At 61.0% G+C, this 18,513-nt stretch carries 18 protein-coding genes and 4 pseudogenes; 13 read left to right on the top strand and 9 right to left on the bottom strand.

The window, feature by feature from the left end; genetic code table 11:
* Positions 1–281: 281 nt before the first annotated feature.
* Positions 282–1,220 (top strand): 3-oxoacyl-ACP reductase, encoded by a 939-nt coding sequence (locus ACFRFQ_RS13800; RefSeq protein WP_378658245.1) that lies wholly within the window; start codon positions 282–284, stop codon positions 1,218–1,220.
* A gap of 80 nt (positions 1,221–1,300) precedes the next feature.
* Positions 1,301–1,603, top strand: a pseudogene (locus ACFRFQ_RS13795) (DDE-type integrase/transposase/recombinase); the annotation flags it as partial.
* A gap of 158 nt (positions 1,604–1,761) precedes the next feature.
* Here ACFRFQ_RS13795 and cynR read toward each other — a convergent pair.
* Positions 1,762–2,658, bottom strand: a complete 897-nt coding sequence (gene cynR / locus ACFRFQ_RS13790) for a transcriptional regulator CynR (RefSeq protein WP_378658242.1) — start codon at positions 2,656–2,658, stop codon at positions 1,762–1,764.
* A 104-nt stretch (positions 2,659–2,762) separates the two neighbouring features.
* Between cynR and ACFRFQ_RS13785 the strand changes: the two genes are divergently transcribed.
* From ACFRFQ_RS13785 to ACFRFQ_RS13770, 4 genes and pseudogenes are all read left to right on the top strand, one after another.
* A complete protein-coding gene (locus ACFRFQ_RS13785; protein WP_378658240.1) occupies positions 2,763–3,422 on the top strand; it encodes a carbonic anhydrase in 660 nt (219 codons plus the stop codon).
* A 31-nt stretch (positions 3,423–3,453) separates the two neighbouring features.
* On the top strand, positions 3,454–3,924 hold the full coding sequence (gene cynS, locus ACFRFQ_RS13780) for a cyanase (protein ID WP_378658237.1): 471 nt from the start codon (positions 3,454–3,456) through the stop codon (positions 3,922–3,924).
* An 81-nt stretch (positions 3,925–4,005) separates the two neighbouring features.
* Positions 4,006–4,479, top strand: coding sequence for a nucleoside deaminase (locus ACFRFQ_RS13775; RefSeq protein WP_378658234.1), 474 nt, complete (start codon positions 4,006–4,008; stop codon positions 4,477–4,479).
* Positions 4,480–4,612: 133 nt separating this feature from the next.
* Positions 4,613–4,741, top strand: a pseudogene (locus tag ACFRFQ_RS13770) (IS256 family transposase); the annotation flags it as partial.
* Positions 4,742–5,060: 319 nt separating this feature from the next.
* Here ACFRFQ_RS13770 and ACFRFQ_RS13765 read toward each other — a convergent pair.
* Positions 5,061–6,503, bottom strand: a complete 1,443-nt coding sequence (locus ACFRFQ_RS13765; RefSeq protein WP_378658232.1) for a DHA2 family efflux MFS transporter permease subunit — start codon at positions 6,501–6,503, stop codon at positions 5,061–5,063.
* A 107-nt stretch (positions 6,504–6,610) separates the two neighbouring features.
* Here ACFRFQ_RS13765 and ACFRFQ_RS13760 point away from each other — a divergent pair, with 107 nt between their 5' ends.
* Positions 6,611–7,174 carry a TetR family transcriptional regulator gene (locus tag ACFRFQ_RS13760; protein ID WP_378658229.1) on the top strand — a complete coding sequence of 188 codons (564 nt, stop codon included), beginning with the start codon at positions 6,611–6,613 and terminating at the stop codon, positions 7,172–7,174.
* 479 nt (positions 7,175–7,653) lie between these two features.
* On the opposite strand, the pseudogene ACFRFQ_RS13755 reads toward ACFRFQ_RS13760, so the two are convergent.
* Positions 7,654–7,883 (bottom strand): annotated as a pseudogene (locus ACFRFQ_RS13755) (IS30 family transposase); the annotation flags it as partial.
* A gap of 14 nt (positions 7,884–7,897) precedes the next feature.
* Here ACFRFQ_RS13755 and ACFRFQ_RS13750 point away from each other — a divergent pair.
* Positions 7,898–8,302 (top strand): transposase, encoded by a 405-nt coding sequence (locus ACFRFQ_RS13750; RefSeq protein ID WP_378658226.1) that lies wholly within the window; start codon positions 7,898–7,900, stop codon positions 8,300–8,302.
* A 250-nt stretch (positions 8,303–8,552) separates the two neighbouring features.
* Here ACFRFQ_RS13750 and ACFRFQ_RS13745 read toward each other — a convergent pair.
* Positions 8,553–8,747 (bottom strand): annotated as a pseudogene (locus tag ACFRFQ_RS13745) (IS30 family transposase); the annotation flags it as partial.
* A 184-nt stretch (positions 8,748–8,931) separates the two neighbouring features.
* The gene (locus tag ACFRFQ_RS13740) at positions 8,932–9,534 is read right to left on the bottom strand and encodes a TetR/AcrR family transcriptional regulator (RefSeq protein WP_378658223.1); all 603 of its coding nucleotides are present in this window, start codon (positions 9,532–9,534) and stop codon (positions 8,932–8,934) included.
* Positions 9,535–9,639: 105 nt separating this feature from the next.
* On the opposite strand from ACFRFQ_RS13740, the gene ACFRFQ_RS13735 reads away from it, so the two are divergent.
* The gene (locus tag ACFRFQ_RS13735) at positions 9,640–10,440 is read left to right on the top strand and encodes an SDR family NAD(P)-dependent oxidoreductase (protein WP_378658221.1); all 801 of its coding nucleotides are present in this window, start codon (positions 9,640–9,642) and stop codon (positions 10,438–10,440) included.
* 393 nt (positions 10,441–10,833) lie between these two features.
* Positions 10,834–11,634 carry an SDR family NAD(P)-dependent oxidoreductase gene (locus tag ACFRFQ_RS13730; RefSeq protein WP_378658219.1) on the top strand — a complete coding sequence of 267 codons (801 nt, stop codon included), beginning with the start codon at positions 10,834–10,836 and terminating at the stop codon, positions 11,632–11,634.
* A 448-nt stretch (positions 11,635–12,082) separates the two neighbouring features.
* Here the strand turns inward: ACFRFQ_RS13730 and ACFRFQ_RS13725 are convergent, their stop codons facing one another.
* The 3 genes from ACFRFQ_RS13725 to ACFRFQ_RS13715 all read right to left on the bottom strand — a co-directional run bounded on the left by ACFRFQ_RS13725 (position 12,083) and on the right by ACFRFQ_RS13715 (position 14,906).
* Positions 12,083–13,276, bottom strand: coding sequence for an MFS transporter (locus ACFRFQ_RS13725; RefSeq protein WP_378658216.1), 1,194 nt, complete (start codon positions 13,274–13,276; stop codon positions 12,083–12,085).
* A gap of 86 nt (positions 13,277–13,362) precedes the next feature.
* Positions 13,363–13,974, bottom strand: a complete 612-nt coding sequence (locus ACFRFQ_RS13720) for a TetR/AcrR family transcriptional regulator (protein ID WP_378658213.1) — start codon at positions 13,972–13,974, stop codon at positions 13,363–13,365.
* Between the two features lie 59 nt (positions 13,975–14,033).
* Positions 14,034–14,906: an aldo/keto reductase family oxidoreductase gene (locus ACFRFQ_RS13715; protein WP_378658210.1), complete on the bottom strand. Its 873-nt coding sequence runs from the start codon at positions 14,904–14,906 to the stop codon at positions 14,034–14,036.
* A 129-nt stretch (positions 14,907–15,035) separates the two neighbouring features.
* Here ACFRFQ_RS13715 and ACFRFQ_RS13710 point away from each other — a divergent pair, with 129 nt between their 5' ends.
* Positions 15,036–15,467 carry a winged helix-turn-helix transcriptional regulator gene (locus tag ACFRFQ_RS13710; RefSeq protein ID WP_378658207.1) on the top strand — a complete coding sequence of 144 codons (432 nt, stop codon included), beginning with the start codon at positions 15,036–15,038 and terminating at the stop codon, positions 15,465–15,467.
* A 50-nt stretch (positions 15,468–15,517) separates the two neighbouring features.
* Here the strand turns inward: ACFRFQ_RS13710 and ACFRFQ_RS13705 are convergent, their stop codons facing one another.
* Positions 15,518–16,063, bottom strand: coding sequence for a CGNR zinc finger domain-containing protein (locus ACFRFQ_RS13705; protein ID WP_378658204.1), 546 nt, complete (start codon positions 16,061–16,063; stop codon positions 15,518–15,520).
* A 44-nt stretch (positions 16,064–16,107) separates the two neighbouring features.
* Between ACFRFQ_RS13705 and ACFRFQ_RS13700 the strand changes: the two genes are divergently transcribed.
* Together ACFRFQ_RS13700 and ACFRFQ_RS13695 are read left to right on the top strand one after the other, a co-directional pair.
* Positions 16,108–16,968, top strand: a complete 861-nt coding sequence (locus tag ACFRFQ_RS13700; RefSeq protein ID WP_378658201.1) for an alpha/beta fold hydrolase — start codon at positions 16,108–16,110, stop codon at positions 16,966–16,968.
* Between the two features lie 111 nt (positions 16,969–17,079).
* Positions 17,080–17,754 (top strand): NAD(P)H-binding protein, encoded by a 675-nt coding sequence (locus ACFRFQ_RS13695; protein WP_378658199.1) that lies wholly within the window; start codon positions 17,080–17,082, stop codon positions 17,752–17,754.
* Positions 17,755–18,513: the final 759 nt, after the last annotated feature.

Raw genomic sequence — 18,513 nt, 5'->3', positions numbered from 1 at the left:
GGATAATAGAACTAGATTATAGTTCTTGGCAAATGGTCGATCACCGCCACTGCCACGCAGGACGCAGGCAGGGATCGGAACCCTGCGCGACCAGACGCGCGTAGGGCGCTCAATGAAGTTGTGCCTGAACCATATTCGGAACTGCTCGCTACCTGTCATAGTCACAGGTTGTGTGGGTGCAGCGTATGTTGCGGTGGCATTTCTCATTGAGCCTGGCTCACATGGACACACAGTTTTCGACCGTTGACACGGTAAAAGGATTGGATTCGAAGGAGTATGACATGACGCAATCACTGAGCTTGGAAGGCAAAGTAGCCGCAGTCACCGGCGCCGGCGCCGGTCTCGGCCGCGCAGAGGCACTCGGCCTCGCAGCAGCCGGCGCAGCCGTCATCGTCAACGACATGGGCCCCGCAGCCAATGACGTGGTCGACGAGATCAAGGCCGCAGGCGGACAAGCCATCGCCATCACCGGCGACGTCTCCGACTGGTCGCTCGGCGCACGCTTCGTAGAGGAAGGCGTCAAGAACTTCGGCTCCTTCGACATCCTCGTCAACAACGCAGGCATCCTGCGCGACAAGATGATCTTCAACCTGACCGAATCCGACTGGGACGACGTCATCCGCGTGCACCTCAAGGGCCATGCCGCAACCTCCCATGCAGCCGCAGTGCACTGGCGCGCCGCCAGCAAGGCAGCCGACGCCCCCGTCTACGGCCGCATCATCAACACATCCTCCGAAGCCTTCCTCTTCGGCAGTGCCGGACAGCCCAACTACTCCGCAGCCAAGGCCGGCATCACGGCTCTGACGCTCTCCAGCGCAGCCGGCCTCTCCCGCTACGGCGTCCGCAGCAACGCAATCTGCCCGCGCGCCCGGACCGCGATGTCGGCAAGTACGTTCGGCGAGAACAACACCGGCGTCACCGGCCTCGATCCGCTTGCACCCGAGCGTGTTGCCACGCTGGTCAGCTACCTGGCTTCGCCCGATTCGGACGAGATCAACGGACAGGTCTTTGTCGTCTACGGCAAGATGGTGGCGCTGATGGAAGCACCGAAGGTCGAGAACCGTTTCGACGCAGCCGGATCCGCGTTCACCGTCGAAGAGCTCGGTGGTCAGCTCACGTCGTACTTCTCGGGTCGCGGACCCTACGAGAACTACGCCGCCTACAGCGTCGCCGGCCTCGAGAAGATCGCACTCGCAGTCGAGGAAATTGCAACCGTCTGATCAGATCACGAGGCGTACGGCCTTCGAGGCGGATACCCATTGGTCGACGCCACCGCCCGAGCCTCCGACGGCACTGACCCCTACACCGCTACAGCGTCGTCCACCGCGAGATGCTGGCCTCGGTCGAGCATCTCCGATCCAAGTATCTTCAGCAATCGAGCCGAGAACTCGCATCAACCCGCCAGACAGCGAGAACGGGCGATGAAACGCTTCACGTCACCCGGGCACGCCCAATGCTTCTGTCCACCTTCTCCGGCATCTCACCGCATTTCCGGCCCAACCGGGACAGACTGTCGGGGCCTGCATGGCGCACCGAGATGGCCGGCCGATTCGCGATCTGGCAAGAAGTCACCTCTACCGACGCCGTCGCCGCCCGAAAGTGAAGGGCAGGGCGGCGTCCTGGAACAGACTGTCCCAAACAGGCATCGCTGCTGGGCTTTTCGACTAACGTGACAGTGCTCCTTGACCAGCTACGAATACCGGGCCGGTCTAATTTGGGGCTCCGTGGCGGCACTACTGAAATGATCTTCGGAGGCAATCCTCAACCAGGCCACCCATTTTGGTGGTCCCAGGTCGAGGCCATATCGGCGAATACGCGGCCTGCGGCAGTGCGATAGGCGCCCTTCCGTCGGAGCAGAGCCACGGTACGCGGGGGCAACGCCGGTGACAGTGGAATCGAGAACAGGCCCCGTTGTTCGAGGGTGATCGCGTCAGGCAACACCGTCGCGAGGCTACCGCGCCGGACGATCTCCACGATCGCGCCGATCGAGCTGACTTCGATGGCCGTCCGGGGTTTGATGCCCTGATGCTTGAAGTACCGATCGATGTGAAGTCTCGTCGCGAAATCGCTGCTGAGCAACACCAGCGTCTGATCCTCCAGGCTCTTCGCAGGCAATGGTTTGGTCCGCCCGGCATGCGAATGCTCATCACCGACAACGAGACTGAGAGTTTCGACAAACAGCGGCTCGCTGTCGATCTCGTCCGAGCGCACGTCCGCAAACGCGATGCCGACGTCGAGTCCGTCGCGTGCCAACTCCGCCTCGATTCGGTCCTGAGTCATCTCTTGAACGGTGACGGCAATGCCTGGGTGTCGCGTCGTGAATCGGTCCATCAGCGGACCCACCAGGTAGGCCGCGAAGGTGGGCGTCGTCGCCAGCCTCAGCGAGCCGCGACTGAGGTCCTGGACATCGTGGATCGCGCGCTCGGCGGCATCCAGATCCTGCAGAGCTCGCCGCGCGTAATGCAGGAAAGCCTCGCCGGCGTCGGTGGTTCGTACCGTTCGCCCGGACCGGTCCAGTAACTGCACCCGCAGAGCGGATTCGAGCTGCTTGATCTGCTGGGACAGAGTCGGCTGCGACACATGCAGAGACTCCGCCGCCCGGGTGAAGTTTCCATGTTCGGCGACCGCAAGCAGATAACGGATATGGCGTAGCTCCATAACTAGAACTATAGGTGCTGTCTATCGAAGTCATGAATTCTAAGTCTTGGACACTATCGAAAATCGAGGTCATCCTTGAGTCATCACCACGGCAAGGAGGCAACATGCACGACATCATCAGCGGCTTTCTGACATTCCAGAAGGACGCCTTCCCGGAACGCTCCGGACTTTTCAAGGAACTCGCGACGACTCAGAACCCGCAGGCCCTGTTCGTCAGCTGCTCTGACAGCCGAGTGGTCCCGGAACTGGTAACCCAGCGCGAACCCGGCGATCTGTTCGTCATCCGCAACGCCGGCAACATCGTCCCGTCGTACGGGCCGGAACCGGGCGGCGTATCCGCGACCGTCGAGTACGCGGTCGCAGTTCTCGGTGTCACCGACATCGTGATCCTCGGCCACTCCGATTGCGGCGCGATGACGGCGATCTCCACCGGCAAGCCCCTCGACGAGATGCCTGCCGTCGCGCACTGGCTCCAGTACGCAGATTCCGCGAGGGTCGTCAACGCCGCCCGCACGCACGGCTCGGCAGCCGAGAAACTGAACGCGCTGGTCCACGAGAACGTCATCGCCCAGTTGACCAACCTCGCAACCCACCCCTCGGTCGCTCTCGCACTCGAGCAAGGTCGACTGAACCTGCACGGCTGGGTCTACGACATCGAAACCGGCGCGATCGAAACCCTCGACGGTGGCACTCGCCGGTTCGTTTCGCTCGTCGAACACCCCCAGACCTGCGCTGTGGCAACAATGCCCGGCGTCCCCGCCTGATCCCCCGCCCAAAATAGAGAAGGAAATCATTATGATTCAGTCACAGTTCACCCAGGGCCCCCGCGAAGAACTCGCCGCAGCCGTCATCGACGCCAAGGCCCGAAAAGACCTGTCCTGGCAGGAGTTGACCGACGACACGGGGCTGAGTGTGGCCTTCGTAACCGCAGCCCTCCTCGGTCAGCATGCACTTCCCGCCGACGCAGCGAAGGTCGTCGCGGACAAGCTCAGTCTCGACGAGGACGCGGTGCGATTGCTACAGACCATCCCCCTACGCGGTTCCATCCCCGGCGGCGTGCCCACCGACCCGACCATCTACCGCTTCTACGAGATGCTTCAGGTCTACGGCACCACCCTCAAGGCATTGGTGCACGAGCAGTTCGGCGACGGCATCATCAGTGCAATCAACTTCAAGCTCGACATCAAGAAGGTTGCCGATCCGGATGGCGGCGAGCGCGCGGTCATCACGCTCGACGGCAAGTACCTGCCGACCAAGCCCTTCTAGCTTCGACGTGGCGGCGGCCTTGCTCCCGAGGTCGCCGCCCCTGAACAACTTCCTGAAACACACTGCCAGACAAGGACTGTCATGAATCTTATTCAGCGAACCATCGATATCGCCAACGCCAATGTCACCGAGGGCGGCCGGCCCTTCGCCGCAGTCATCGCCCGCGACGGTGAGATCCTCGCCGAAAGCCCCAACCTGGTGGCCCAGACGAACGACCCGACAGCGCACGCGGAGATCCTCGCGATCCGTGCCGCCTGCACCGCACTGGGCACCGAGCATCTGACCGGGTGCACCATCTATGTGCTCGCGCATCCCTGCCCGATGTGTCTCGGTTCGTTGTATTACTGCAGTCCGGACCGGGTCGTATTCCTCACGCAACGCACCGACTACGAACCGCATTACGTCGACGACCGTAAGTACTTCGAACTGAGCACCTTCTACGGAGAATTCGCCAAGGACCCGGCTGAGCGCCGACTACCGATGGACTACCAACCCCACGACGGCGCAATCGAGGTCTATCGCGCCTGGCAGGAGCGGAACTGTCCCACTACCTAGTTCCAGTAACCCTGACGCTGGGGACTGTCCCTAGATCGGTGTTTCGGCCCGACAAGCTGAGTGAATGCTCGGTGAGGAGGTGCCAGGATGAGGACACCGGACGATGCGGGTGAAGTAGAGGGCCGAGCCCTCCGCGGAAGCTGCGGCGGTCGCGGAGCTGGTGCAACTCGCCAAGGAACAGGGCCTGTCTCTAACCAGCCTGGACGGACTGCTCAAACAGTTCACCAAAACTGTCCTGGAAACCGCTCTGAACGGAGAGATGTTCCCCGAGGACTGATATAGATCGGAGTAGCCCTTCACAAACACCTCCGGAGAACAAGAAACAAGCCCCGCCGGACCGCGATATCACTCCCGGAATTATTTGCCATGTTTTCCCCTGAATTATTTGGCACGGGGTGACCATCAGACGGGTGGAGGTGCCTGCGAACGCGGTGATTGAGTCAACGCCCAGATTCGGGTCTGCCCTCGCCGTCGTGGCGGCGAGGGCAGACCCGACGTCTCGGTCGGCGGGTGCTTTCGTTTCCTCCATTGAGAGGGGTGGTTGCTGTGATCACAGAATGCGATTCAGCTGGCGGGCAGAGCTAGCGCACTCGAACGGTGGTGCGGCGACTGGCGACGAGGATGATCGCGGCCGCGACTACGGCGATCGCGTAGAACCACACCGACGCACCGAAAACAGCCGAGTATGCGTGCGCGTCAGCTGGGGAGTGTGGGGTGGCACTGCTGCCTGCGGCGGCGCCGAAGATAACGGTCAGCACAGCCAGACCGATCGAGCCGCCGAGCTGGTGTGCGGTGTTGACGAGGCCCGACGCGGCGCCGTTGTCTTCGGGGGCAACATTCGACATTCCGAACTCGGTCAAAAGGATGATCGCGATTCCCTGCCCAGTACCTAGCACGATAAGTGGAAGCACGACGCCGGGGAAATAAGGGGTTTCGGGACCGATGGTGCTCAGCCACAGCATTCCGAGCAGCGCCACGACCAGCGAAACGAGCAGCAAGGCGGGCTTGCCGATGAGCTTGCTGAGGGGGCGGATGACATAGACGGTAGCGAAGAACATCAACGTCAGGGGGATGTAGGAAATGCCCGCGAGGAACGCGCTGAAACCGAGAACGTTCTGCAAATACTGGCTGAGGAAATAGAAGGTGGAGAACATCGCGCCGACGATGAGAATGCGCGCAATGTAGGCCCCGGTGCGTGTCACGTCTCTGAACAGTCGCAGCGGGGTGATCGGCTGGGAGGCGCGCCGCTCGATGACGATGAACGCGATTATGAACAGTGCTGCGGCGCTGAGCGAAACGATGGTGATTGGGCTTTCCCAGCCGGCCTCGCTGGCATTGACCAGGCCGTAGACGAGGGCAGACATGCCGATGGTGATAGTGAGCGCGCCGGGGACGTCAAAGCTGCCGCGGCTTCGGGTCGTCTCGGGCAGGAACTTCGGGGCCAATAGCAAAACGATGATTCCGATCGGGACGTTGATCAGCAGGCCCCAACGCCAAGACAGCAAGTCGGTGAATATACCGCCGATGATGATGCCGACGCTGCCGCCTGCTCCGATGACCGCGCTGTATATGCTGATCGCCCGCGACCGCTCCTCGGGCTTGGGAAAGGTCTGAACCAGCAACGCCAGGGTGGTAGGTATCGCGAATGCGGCTGCGAGACCCTGAAGTACACGTGCAGTGATCATGATGGTGGGATTCGGTGCCAGACCGGCGAGCAGTGACGCCAGTGTGAAGACAGCTACTCCAGCCATGAACACGCGGCGCCGACCCAGTAGGTCACCTGCTCGCGCACCCAGCAGCAGTAGCCCGCCGAACGCCAGCGCGTAGCTGTTCTGTACCCATGACAGTGAGGTGGCAGTGAATCCGAGGTCGCGCTCCAGGTGCGGCAGTGCGGTCGTCACGATCGAGGTGTCCAGCACCATCATCAGCTGACAACCCATGATCACAGCCAATACGACGAATCGATACCAGCCGGTGCGGTCTGTTGCGACTTGGCGGTCTGCTGCGAGTTCTGACGTGCTCATATCCCGGTCCTAATCTATGTAACTGACTAGTTGGTTACTAGGTAGATGCAAGTATGATTCGACGTAACACAGTTGTCAACTAACTAGTTACTTGCTAGCCTGAATGGATGGCAAGGGACTCGGAAGCAACCAAAAAACGCATCCTTGACGCGGCTGAAGAAGAGTTCGTGCACTACGGGATTGCCGGCGCGCGCGTGGATCGAATCGCCGAGAACGCGGCTGCGAACAAAGCGATGATCTACCGCTACTTCGAAAGCAAGGATCGCTTGTTCGACGTGGTGTTCTCTTTGCGGGTGGTGAACTTCGTCGACGAAGTTGGGTTCGATCCAGCCGATTTGCCTGGATATGCAGGCAGAGCCTTCGATGCTTATCAGAAAAGCCCGAACACCTTACGGCTGACGAACTGGTACGCGCTTGAACGGGGAGACAGTGCGGACCTCGATGCCCTCGTCGAATCGCACCGTCACAAGATCGAGAGCATCGAGCGAGCCCAAAGTGTCGGGGCACTGCCTTCCCGATTGGCGCCGCTCGAACTGCTGATCACCATTCGAGCGATCGCGATGAGCTGGCACAATCTGACCCCGGAGATGAACCGCATCCGCCTGCCGGATGTCGAGCGGCAGCGTGCGAGCGTAGTGGAGAATGTCCGACGCCTTGTGTCGAAAGACTAATCGGTACCACCGAGACTGCGGATCGGTTGACAAGGATCACCGACCTAGCTTTGGGGCGTCACAATTCGGGGCCGAGCAGGAACGATTCAGTCCAATCACCAAGCACCCCCTCATGTTGTTGCGATCGGCGATTTCAGGGCAGTCGTGTTGAAGTCACCCCGAAAAGTGGGCACTGGCCACACGGCTATCAAGGTGGCGGTCAGTGACTTTTCGTAATCGACGTGGCGATGCATCCCGATCGTAGAGAGCTTAAGGCGATTGCTACAGCAAGTTAATCCAGTCTTCAACTGCAGCAACGAATTTCGATACATAGACGGAAAGTGCACCAGTAATAGCATTGGTGCTTGAATGTCGGCCCAGGGCTCTCCGCACCGGCATTACCCCAGCATGTCCCGGTTTCTCCCATAGAACAGCGCAACCCGTACCGCTCGCAGGCCCGCTTCATGATGTCGGCCGTGTCATGATGTCGGCCGCGTATTGCGATCCCAGGTCAGGGTCTTGCGGAGCTGTCCGGCGAGCTGCGTCATCGAGGCCGTCAGAGCGGCGTTCATCGCAATGGCGCCGTAACCGCCAAGCGACAGACCGTTTTTCACAGCTGATTTCTCACCCAGCTCCAACGGCGGAAGGTGAACGAGGAGTGCGGATCGGCTGCTGCGCTCGACGAGCGTGCCGATCGCTGACCGGTCGTCCCGATGATCAGATCACCCTCCTGCGTTGTGGTGGATGATTTCGAAGAGTGTGTGTCGCAATGTCGCGATCACCCTCGGGCAGCGGGTATGGCTCAGATCGCCCTGGGAACGAGGCTGCCGCAACGGTGCCGCCGTCGCCCAGAAAGCCGTCGATGCGGCGAACTCGCAGCGCACGATACTGGCGACCCAGGCGATGGGATCGGCGTTGGCGACGAAACTGGCGGCCGAGGTCACCGTGATCGACCACGAGTTGAGCGAACTCTACCCTGAGATCACCGAACGATTCACCCGACACGAGAGCGCCGACGTGTTGTTGAGCCTGCCCGGGTTCGGGGCGGTGCTCGCTGCGACGTTTCTCGCGAACATCGGCGGCAACCTGGACGGCTTCGACACCGTCGATCAGCACGCTGCCGTCGCTGGCCTGGCACCGGTCCCATGAGATTCCAGGCGGATCAGTGGCAACTGCTCCGAACCTGTTATCTCGCTGCGCTGTCGAGTCTGAAAAACAGTCCGGCGTCCAGGGCGTTCTACGATCGGAAACGCCGAGAGAGGAAATCGCACAAACAGGCTCCCATTGCGCTGGCTCGCCGCCGCATCAACGTCATCTGGGCCATGCTCCGCGCTCACACCATCTACCAGGAACCTGCGCCAGCGACCCTGCCTCGTGTTGATTGACACCAGCATTGAGATTCCCAGTGGCCAGGGACGGCGCGATCCGCAGCTTCAGCCGAGCGTTGAGAGAGGACGACATCCGCGGTGACATGCCCTCGCGGCTTGTTCTGTGACCGCGCCCGAGGCTCCCGCAGCGCGCGGCCGGTGCGCGGTCACGTCACCAGTTCACGTTTGAGCGCGCCACGGCCCTCGACGAACAATGATCTCAACAGAATTACCGACAGATTTGTCACACGATCCCCAGTCAAAGCAACCGCCTGTATCGAGACCACTGGACGAAAGGTGCTGCCCGCCATACGGTCTGCGAAGAATCGGGCGAATAGCCTCCGTCGCAGCGGGCACATCACCCCTGAGCGAACCTGAATCCTCGGTGCAAGCAAAGCGATCACGAGAGGATCACTCCTCAGAATCGGTAACGACACTCAACATCGCCGCAAGTCGTCGCGTGAGATCGTCCGGATCGGCCTGCGCCAAGGCGGTAAACCCAAGCATCTTGCGCATGAGCCAGAAACCGGCGATGACCGAATGAGCCAGCATCGCACGTTCGTCGGCATCGGGGCCTTCGAGTAATTCACTTAGATACCGTCCAGCATGTTTCTCGACGCTGGCGCGGACAATTTCTGTCGCTCTCGGATTGGACACCGACCGAAGCATCAGCAGGAATGGGTCGAGATGTTCTGATTCCGGTGCAGTGCGTTCCACCAGCCGAACTGCAGCATCCCAGGCAAGGGTATTCGGATTGTCGGACAACACTGTTCGAGGCGTGAACGCGACATCCACTGCCTCGGTGAAGAGTTGCTCTTTCGAACCGAAGTAGCGGTTTACCAACATGGCGGTCACTCCGGCCGACTGCGCGATCTCACGGACACCCACTCCGTCATATCCATGTCGGATGAAGGCGATCACCGCCGACCGAAGAATCGCTTCTCGCGTAGCAGCGGCGTTGCGCGCCCGCTTGGGGGGCGCACTGCCATCAACGTCGTTCGCATCTGGGGCCATACAGGACAGCATAGCGGACATGTTTACGGTCGTAGACTTTCTCCGAAACAAAGTATACGGTTGTAGATATAGAACTTCAGATGCTGCGAAGAGAGAGCGCCGAACATGGAAATGAATCTCACCGGTAAGCGAGCCTTGGTAACCGGATCTAGTGCAGGGCTGGGTGAAGTAACCGCCAAACTACTGGCGGTAGAAGGTGCCAGCGTGGTGATTCACGGCCGGAACGAATCTCGCGTGCAAGCAGTTGCCGAGGCTATCCGAACTGAGGGCGGTCAGGCCAGTATCGCCGTCGGAGATCTGGCAACCGATGCAGGAGCGGACGCAGTAGCAGCTGCTGCAACCGCCGAGGGCCCTATCGACATTCTGGTCAACAACGCGGGTGCCTACGACCAGGTTTCCTGGACAGACGCAACTTCCGACATCTGGGCAGAGACCTACAATGTCAATGTCATCTCCGGAGTACGCATGATCCAGCGACTTGTTCCGGACATGCGCACCCGCGACTGGGGACGCGTCATCCAGATCGGAGGCGGCCTCGGTCTCCAACCGATGGCCGTGCAACCTCATTACAACGCCACATTGGCCGCGCGGCATAATCTCGCCACATCTCTCGCCCGCGATCTCACCGGTACCCACGTCACTTCGAACACCGTCGCCCCGGGTGCCATTTTGGTGGACTCCGTCCAAGAATTGGTCACCAGCATCGCGCCCGCCCATAGTTGGACTGGAACGTGGCCAGAAATCGAACGTGCCGCCGCCGACGAATGGGTCCCGAACGACCTCGGCCGCTTCGGTCGGCCGGAAGAGATCGCCGCCGCAGTGGCGTACCTTTGCAGCGACTACGCGGAATACATCAGCGGCGCCACCATTCGGGTCGACGGTGGCACGATCCGCTCCGCATTCTGAGCGAAGCCGGTCAGGCGAAGCCCAACTCTGCCCATTCTGATCCTAGATGCACGACGTGCCGACACCCATGATTGCCATCGCCCGGGGCTTCGAGCACGACTCCGCAGATTAACAAATGATCCATCTCCCATGGCGACTACACAAATCCCAGTCCGTACTCAAACCCCACGTATATCGCAGTTCGACGCCGCTTCGCGCCTCCGCTCGATACGGACCGGGTTGTAACCAACCTTTTATTGACAGGACCAAGGACTCGACTCAGGTCTTCCGCGACCGCTAAGCCGACACCGATGGCCTTCATCCCGTCGTCAGCGACCGAGCCGTACTACCCCACACCTGACGCCGCATACTCAATCGGCGTTCCATCCAACCACTTCCCCATCAGGAGGAATCATGGAACTGAACCTCAACGGAAAACGAGCTCTGGTAACCGGAGCAAGCTTGGGACTAGGCGAGGCAATCGCCAAACTACTGGCGGCAGAAGGGGCTACCGTGATCGTGCACGGTCGCAACGAGTCACGCACCAACAAAGTGGCGGATTCAATCCGTGACACTGGCGGGACGGCTGTAGTCGCACTAGGCGACCTCGCAACCGATCCCGGCGCCGACAGTGTCGCCGAGGTCGCCCTTGCTGATGGCCCGGTCGATATTCTGATCAACAATGCAGGCTTCTACCGCCACCTGTCCTGGACCGACGCAACTCCGGACGAGTGGGCACTAACCTACAACACCAATGTCGTCTCCGGTGTACGGATGATCCAGCGACTCGTCCCTCAGATGCGCGAACGGAACTGGGGACGCGTCATCACGATCGGCGGCGGCCTGGCTCTGCAGCCGATGAACACCCATCCGCAGTACAACGCAACGCTCGCCGCACGTCACAACCTGGCGGTCTCCCTGGCCCGGGAACTGAGTGGCACCCGCGTCACGTCCAACGTCGTCTCCCCAGGGGCGATCCTGGTGGATGCCACCAAGGAACTGGTGTCCAGCATCGGGCCCAGCCGCGGATGGGGTGAAACGTGGGAAGAGATTGAACCAAATGCTGTGAACTCACTCATCCCCAACGACCTCGGCCGATTCGGTAAACCCGACGAGATCGCAGGCGCGGTCGCCTACCTGTGCAGCGACTACGCGGAGTACGTCAGCGGCGCCACGATCCGCGTCGATGGCGGCTTCATCAAGGGCGCTTTCTGAGACCGCCACTTCCGCGGGCATCCTGGGCGCGTCACTGCTTGCGAACAGCTGACCCCCGACACTCCCAACGCACATCGATCATGGTCGGCTTCGTAATCGCGCTCTCACCGGCATCGGTGTCTTTCTCCTTCGAACATGAACCGGCGCATGGTCCATCTCCGCCTTCCCCGGATTACTACTCGCCGGGCTGGGTTTGGTGCGGTACTGCCCCTTCAATCGAACGTCGTCCAAACCTCGTTCCTGAAGCACAACAAGGCGAGATCTCCGGACCGCCTCGGACCGCTCCCACGTACTGACAGTGATCGTGCTCGCAGCAATCGACCTCACCGAATTCCGCACCGCACGACTCGGCGTGCCTCGTGCGGAACGAACGCGTCGGCCTGACGCGCCTGGTGGAGTGCACCATCGCCTGAACCCATGCGCATCAGCGCTTTTCGGCTCTGTCGATTCAGCTGACACTGACCTTGCTCTCGGGCGGTCGACCAAGGTCGTTGTTCCGGGTCTGCTTGCGGTTTCTTTGCAGCGCCAGCGTGATAGCTGCTAGTAGCGCAAACGCACTGCCGGTCCACATGGCCACGGCGGGGTCGTTTCCGAAGATGCTGATCGCGAAAGCGCTCACCGCTGTCCCGACGGTGATACCCAGGGTGATGACCGACGTATGGAAAGTGCTGACAAGGTTTCCCGTACCCCCGACTTCCACGACGCGGGTTACCAGCGGCGGGTTCATGGTGACCCCTGCAAGTCCGACAATAAGCACCATCGCGAAGACCAGGGGTTGAACCTGTCCTGCGAGTGCAAGTATGCCTAGTGAGATGAAGAGCAAGGCGTGGCCGAATCGCAGAACACCGACGGCATGCTTGTCTGCCAGCTTCCCGACGATCAGGTTGCCGACGAGCGAGCAGAGTCCGTACGTGAGAAGTATCAGCGTCGTCGCATCAGCACTGAACCCGGCGCTTTCTTCCAGGAGCGGAGTGAAGTAGGAGAACGCCGCATATGCGGCTCCGATGGTCAGGAAGCTCACGAGGTAGCGCGACCACAGACTGGGCAGACGAAGGTTGCGCATGTCTTGTGCACTATCGTCCGCACTGGCTGCGCTCCTTGGGGCGAGAGCGAGGAAACTTACCAGGAACACGGCCAGAGCCGCGGCGCCGAGTATGTAGAACGTGGCCTGCCAATTCCAACGGCCGGCGATGAAGTGAGAAACGGGAAGCCCTACGACGGTGCCAACCATGATGCCGCTCAACACAATCGAGACGGACTCGCCGATTTTGTCCGCGCTCGGCGCAAGCCTGGTGGCGTAGACGATCGACAGTCCCACAGCCGCTCCCGCGAGACAGCCAGTCAGGATGCGCATCAGTACCACCCACCAATATTCGTGCACGACGGGCACGAGCATCTCAGGGATCGCGTAGGCGGCAACCACAGTGAGCAGTGCTTGCTTGGGCGGACGGTGCCGCAGGGTGTAGGCGATCACTGGTCCGCCGAGTGCCATGCCTAACGCGAAGATCGAGACAAGCAGTCCGATCTTTCCTGTGTCCACCCCGAGGTCCTGGGCCATTTCTGACATCATCGCGGGCACTTGCAGCTCACTCGAGACCACGATGATCATGGTCAGCATCAGTAGGTACAGGTGTTTTTTCATCGAATTTCCTTCGCTGATAGAAAAGCCCATTATGTATTTGAAAGTACAAAACTTGCCGAAAAGTCAATCACTTTGCCTACCAACGCTTATGCCACCAGTGAGTTGAGGCTGAGATCCGCGACTTTGCGCAGTTCGGCGGGCATCGTGCCCGCCTGCGCGAGAACGCGCATCCCGGAGATCGCCGAAACCACCATGAGGGCAGCCTCATCCGGTACGACGTCCGCCCGCAGGGTGCCATCGAGCCGCCCGGCCCTCACTGCGCCAGTGACGAGAGAGAGTTGTTCATCGAGAAAGCGGTCGAGGATGTTCTTCACTCGGGGCTCACGAACCCCGATGTCGGGCGCCATGCGCGACGCCACGATCATGCAACCCGCGGCGTGCCCTTTCTTCCTGGCTTCGTCTTCCTCGTCCAAGATAAGGGCAAAAAGAGCCGTCAGGCGTTCAACTCCTGACAGTTCGGCGTCTGTCAGGATCGCTTCCTGTTGCTCGCGGGCGATTGAAACGCTTCGCTCCAAGGAGCGGACGAATAGCTCGTCCTTCGAAGTGAAGGTGTTGTACAGGCTGCTCCGGCGCACACCCGCGGCGTCGCAGAGCTGCTCCGTGGAGGTGTCTGCGAACCCGTGCACGCGGAACTGTTTGACGGAAGCATCGAGAACCGCCACCTCGTCGAACTTTCTCGGCCTGCCCACGTCCAGCACTCTACACAATTATGTACTCGATTATCCAAAAGTGGACTCTAGCGCTCCGCAACCGGTCATCAGCGGCCGATCCTGTCGAGTTCAGCCACAGCCTCTTCCGGGAGCGATAGTGCGGCGCCGTTGATGTTCTCGTGTAGGTGCGCTGTCGATGAGGTGCCGGGGATGAGCAGGATGTTCGGGGAGCGCTGCAGCAGCCACGCGAGTGCCACCGACATCGGTGTTGACCCGAGCCTCTCGGCGACCCCGGCGAGCGCCTCGGACTGCAACGGCGTGAAGCCGCCCAGCGGGAAGAACGGAACGTAGGCGATGCCTTGCGCAGCGAGATGGTCGATCAGGTTGTCGTCGTAGCGGTGTGCGAGGTTGTACATGTTCTGTACGCACACAATCGGGGCGATGCCCTGGGCTTCATTGACCTGTTCGGCGGTGACATTGCTGACCCCGAGGTGTCGGATCAGCCCTTCCTCCTGAAGTTCGACGAGGGTTCCGAACGCTTCGGCGAGGGGCCCAGGTTGTGGGCCATTGGCATCGCCCATGCGCATGTTGACGAGATCGAGAACGCCGACTCCGAGAGATCGGAGGTTTTCGTGGACCTGCTTGCGGATGTCTTCGGGGCGTCGGGCGGTGGGCCAGCCACCCTGCGCGTCGCGGTTCGCCCCGACCTTGGTGGCGATGAACAGCGAGTCGGGGTAGGGGTGAAGGGCTTCGCGGATCAGGTCGTTGGTGACTCGCGGTCCGTACGCGTCGCTGGTGTCGATATGGGCGATCCCGGCGTCGACAACCGCACGGAGTACGGCCAGGGCGGCGTCGCGGTCGGCGGGTGGCCCCATGGCCCATGGACCTGCAAGTTGCATCGCTCCGTAGCCGAACCTGGTGACGGGAGAGTCACCGAGAGTCCAAGTACCTCCGGGAAGTGAAGTGCTGAATGCTTCCATCGTGTTCGCTTTGCTCCTCGCTCAAAGGTGGCGCCAATCGCTACCTGAGACCATCATCGAGGAGTCGCTTCCCTTCGGGAAGTAGGCACCTAGAAGTGCGTAACTAACACAAAGGACGGTGCGATTCGGTTGGGGACGACAAATGCAGCTCAAAAGCGAGCGCAGAACAAGGTGGAGTACAACGCGTTCCTTGCAGTGTGCCCCAGTCGCCAGTTGCTCGATCGAATCTCTGACAAGTGGGTGGTGCTGGTTCTGTGTGCGCTCGGCGGCGACGGTACCGATGCCACGGCAGGCCCCGCGAAGGCGCTGCGCTACTCCGAGATTGCGCGTCTGCTTGCAGGGGTGAGTCAGAAGATGCTGACTCAGACGTTGCGGGCGCTCGAGCGCGACGGCATGATCACCCGCACCGTAACTCCGACGGTTCCCGTCACCGTCTCTTACGAACTGACCGATCTCGGACTCTCTCTCCATGAGATGACACGCGGCCTCAGAAGTTGGGCACAAGACCACATGCGCCAAGTCCTTGTTCACCGAGCGATATACGACGAGCGCGACGCCTGACCAGCGACTGCTCGGTGCTGATGAGTCCGATTGTGCCGCTCGGTGGGGCGCTACCCTTCCCGGCTGCGGTGCGCGTGGGTGCGCGCCTTCAGTCGGTTTCCGCAGGCTGCCATGGAGCACCACTTCGCGGTGCCGGGGCGGCTGTGGTCAATGAGGAAAAGGTTGCATTCGGTATTGACGCACGGGCGAAGCCGACCGGGCATTTCTTTCACGACGTCGGACCACGCCATCGCCGCACGAACCGCGAGTCTCTCGACTGCCGGCGCTTGCAACTCCCATCGAATACCCCCTGGCGTGACCTCGGGCACCAGGACCGCTCCGCCGATCAGTGAATCGAGGGCGGCGCGGGGGTCGGCCTGCTCGCGAACCACCTCATGCAAAGCACTGCGCATCCGCCGAAGGTACGCGATCTCAGCCTTCGAACCCGTTCCGCCGAACCTCTGGGCAAGTTCTTTGCCGGCCTCACCTTCGAGGTCATCGGTCTGCTTGCCGTCGACTATCGGCGCGCTGTTCAGCAGCGCCAACAGCAAGTCCTCGTCCTGAACCACGTGCACCCTTTCGTCGAGCCACCCGATCGATGCGGGGCCAGTGTCCATGCTACCGTCATACTAACCATTTAAATCGAGTTAAAGGGTTAGTTATGTCTGTTGTGCACCACCGCACCGTACTCGTCGGCGATCATGAGGTCTTCTACCGCGAGTCCGGGTCCGAGAACGCGCCCGTTCTTCTTCTGCTGCACGGGTTTCCGACCAGCTCACACATGTTTCGGCACCTCATCCCGGCCCTCGCGGACCGGTACCGGGTCATCGCTCCCGCCCACATCGGCTTCGGACGCTCGTCGGCGCCCTCGGCCGACGACTTCGAGTACACCTTCGATTCCCTCACGAAGGTGACACGCACCTTCCTCGCGGACCTCGGCATCGCGAAATACACGGTGTACGTACAGGACTACGGCGCCCCGATTGCCTGGCGCCTCGCGCTCGCCGATCCCGAGTCCGTCGAAGCCGTAATCTCACAGAACGGCAACGCGTACGACGAAGGCTTCGTACCCGAATTCTGGGAGCCGATCTGGGCCTACGGAGCCGACCGGTCCGACGAAAACGAACGGGCTCTACGGCCCGCCCTCGAACGCGAAGCTGTCGAATGGCAGTACAAGCACGGAGTCGCCGACGAGGCCACCGTCGACCCCGATGCCTGGGAACACGACCTCGCCCTCCTGAGCCGTCCGGGAGTAGATCGCGCTCAGCTCGATCTGTTCGCCGACTACGCAAGCAACCGACAGCTCTACCCCGCGGTCCACGACTGGCTGCGCACCAACCAGATCCCCCTACTCGCGGTGTGGGGCAAGAACGACGAGATCTTCGCCCCGGCCGGTGCCGAAGCCTTCAGGAGAGACGTCCCTGGTGCGCACGTCGAGCTGATCGACGGCGGCCATTTCCTCCTCGAATCCAACCTCGACGATGTCGTCCGCACTATCGAGGAGTGGCGCAGCACCTTCTAGGTCCTTCTCGAACAAAGAAGCCGCCAGTCGAGCACTATCGTTCTGGCGCGCAACAGAACTGGCCGCAGAACATCAAATCTCAGCATTCACCTGGAGATCGGAAGACACTCGATGAACATTTTTATTATCGGAATCACCGGACGAATCGGCCGCCTGCTCACCGATCACCTGACGGATCGAGGCGACACCCTCAGTGGCCTCACACGGTCGACCCGCGTCCAGGCCGAGTTCGCCGCCGCCGGCATCGAGACACACGTCTGCGATCTAGCAACGATGACGCCGCGGGACCTCGCGACTGCAGTCACCGGCGCAGATGTGATTGTGTTCGCCGCCGGGTCGAACGGCGGAGAACGCGGAGTCACCGAAGCTGTCGATCGAGACGGTGTCTCCAAGACAATCGAAGCGGCACATCTGGCCGGCGTTCGTCGGGTAGCGCTCGTGTCCGTCTTCCCGGAGTCCTGGAGAGAACGCCAACTTCCCGCCAACGAGGAGTACTACTTCGCCGCGAAAAAAGAAGCGGAGGTCACACTCACCCACAGCAACCTCGACTGGGTCGTCCTGCGCCCGTCTCTCCTGACAGACGACGCCGACACCGGTCTTATCGCACTCGGGCCCGCTGAAGTGCATGAACACATCAGTCGAGGCGACGTCGCCTCGACACTCGCCCACATACTGCACGAACCCTCCATCAACAGAGAGATCCTTGAACTCAACAACGGTGACATGCGCATCGACGTAGCCGTGTCGCGCGCCGCGCAGAACCGAAATAGGCAGGAAGCGATCTAGACCGTGTCCGACAAGCCCGGAGCCTGGAGCCGTACGTTGATTACGGTGAGCTTGTCGTATCTTGTTGCCACGGAACGCTTCTGCTTGAGCAGGTTCATGCCGCACTCAACCGAGTGACGTTGCTCGCAGTGGTCGCGATCGAAAGCTGGTGCCCGTCCTGCGAGAACAGGAACGAAACCAAGTGGGCCCAGCGGGCATCGGCCGGAACAGCAGTGCGCGACACCGATCAAGCACGACCATCATCAGCTACGCGGTTGAGCTATGCGCCGTATCCACCGTCGATCCTCAGCACTGCGCCGGTGACGTAAGAGGCCTGCGGGCTGCTCATTTACGACGGTAGAGTCGAAAACCGTTGTGTTGTAAGTTCATTGCGGACATCCAGGACGGAAACCCAGCAGGGGTTGGCTCACCCGGTCGCAATACTCGCAAACCACAGCCTCGGTTCCCTTGCAAGAGACCGACGATCGGCGATCCGCGATCGCCGCGTCAACCGTTCTTGCCGGACGTCAGGAAGTCGAGCAGGATCTGGCCACACTTCCGTCCTCCCCGACACCGGATGACGACCGCCGATCACCGGACCGAACTAGCTATCCGATTTCAGGCGTGGAATCAGGTCGCCGAGCGGGCGATCTTGGGATAGCACATGTCGAAAATGCGTGGGATTGAGTTGCACGCTGGTCGATGTCACGAGCGGAAGCACCGCCCTGTGAAAACAAGTTCCAAGATCAAGGCTGGGATGAAATTTCACACCCAGTTCAT

The organism is Rhodococcus sp. NPDC056743 (assembly GCF_042790355.1).
Taxonomy (GTDB): domain Bacteria; phylum Actinomycetota; class Actinomycetes; order Mycobacteriales; family Mycobacteriaceae; genus Rhodococcus_F.
Note: the sequence above shows the minus strand (reverse complement) of the source record. Positions and strands in the feature narration are given on the sequence as shown.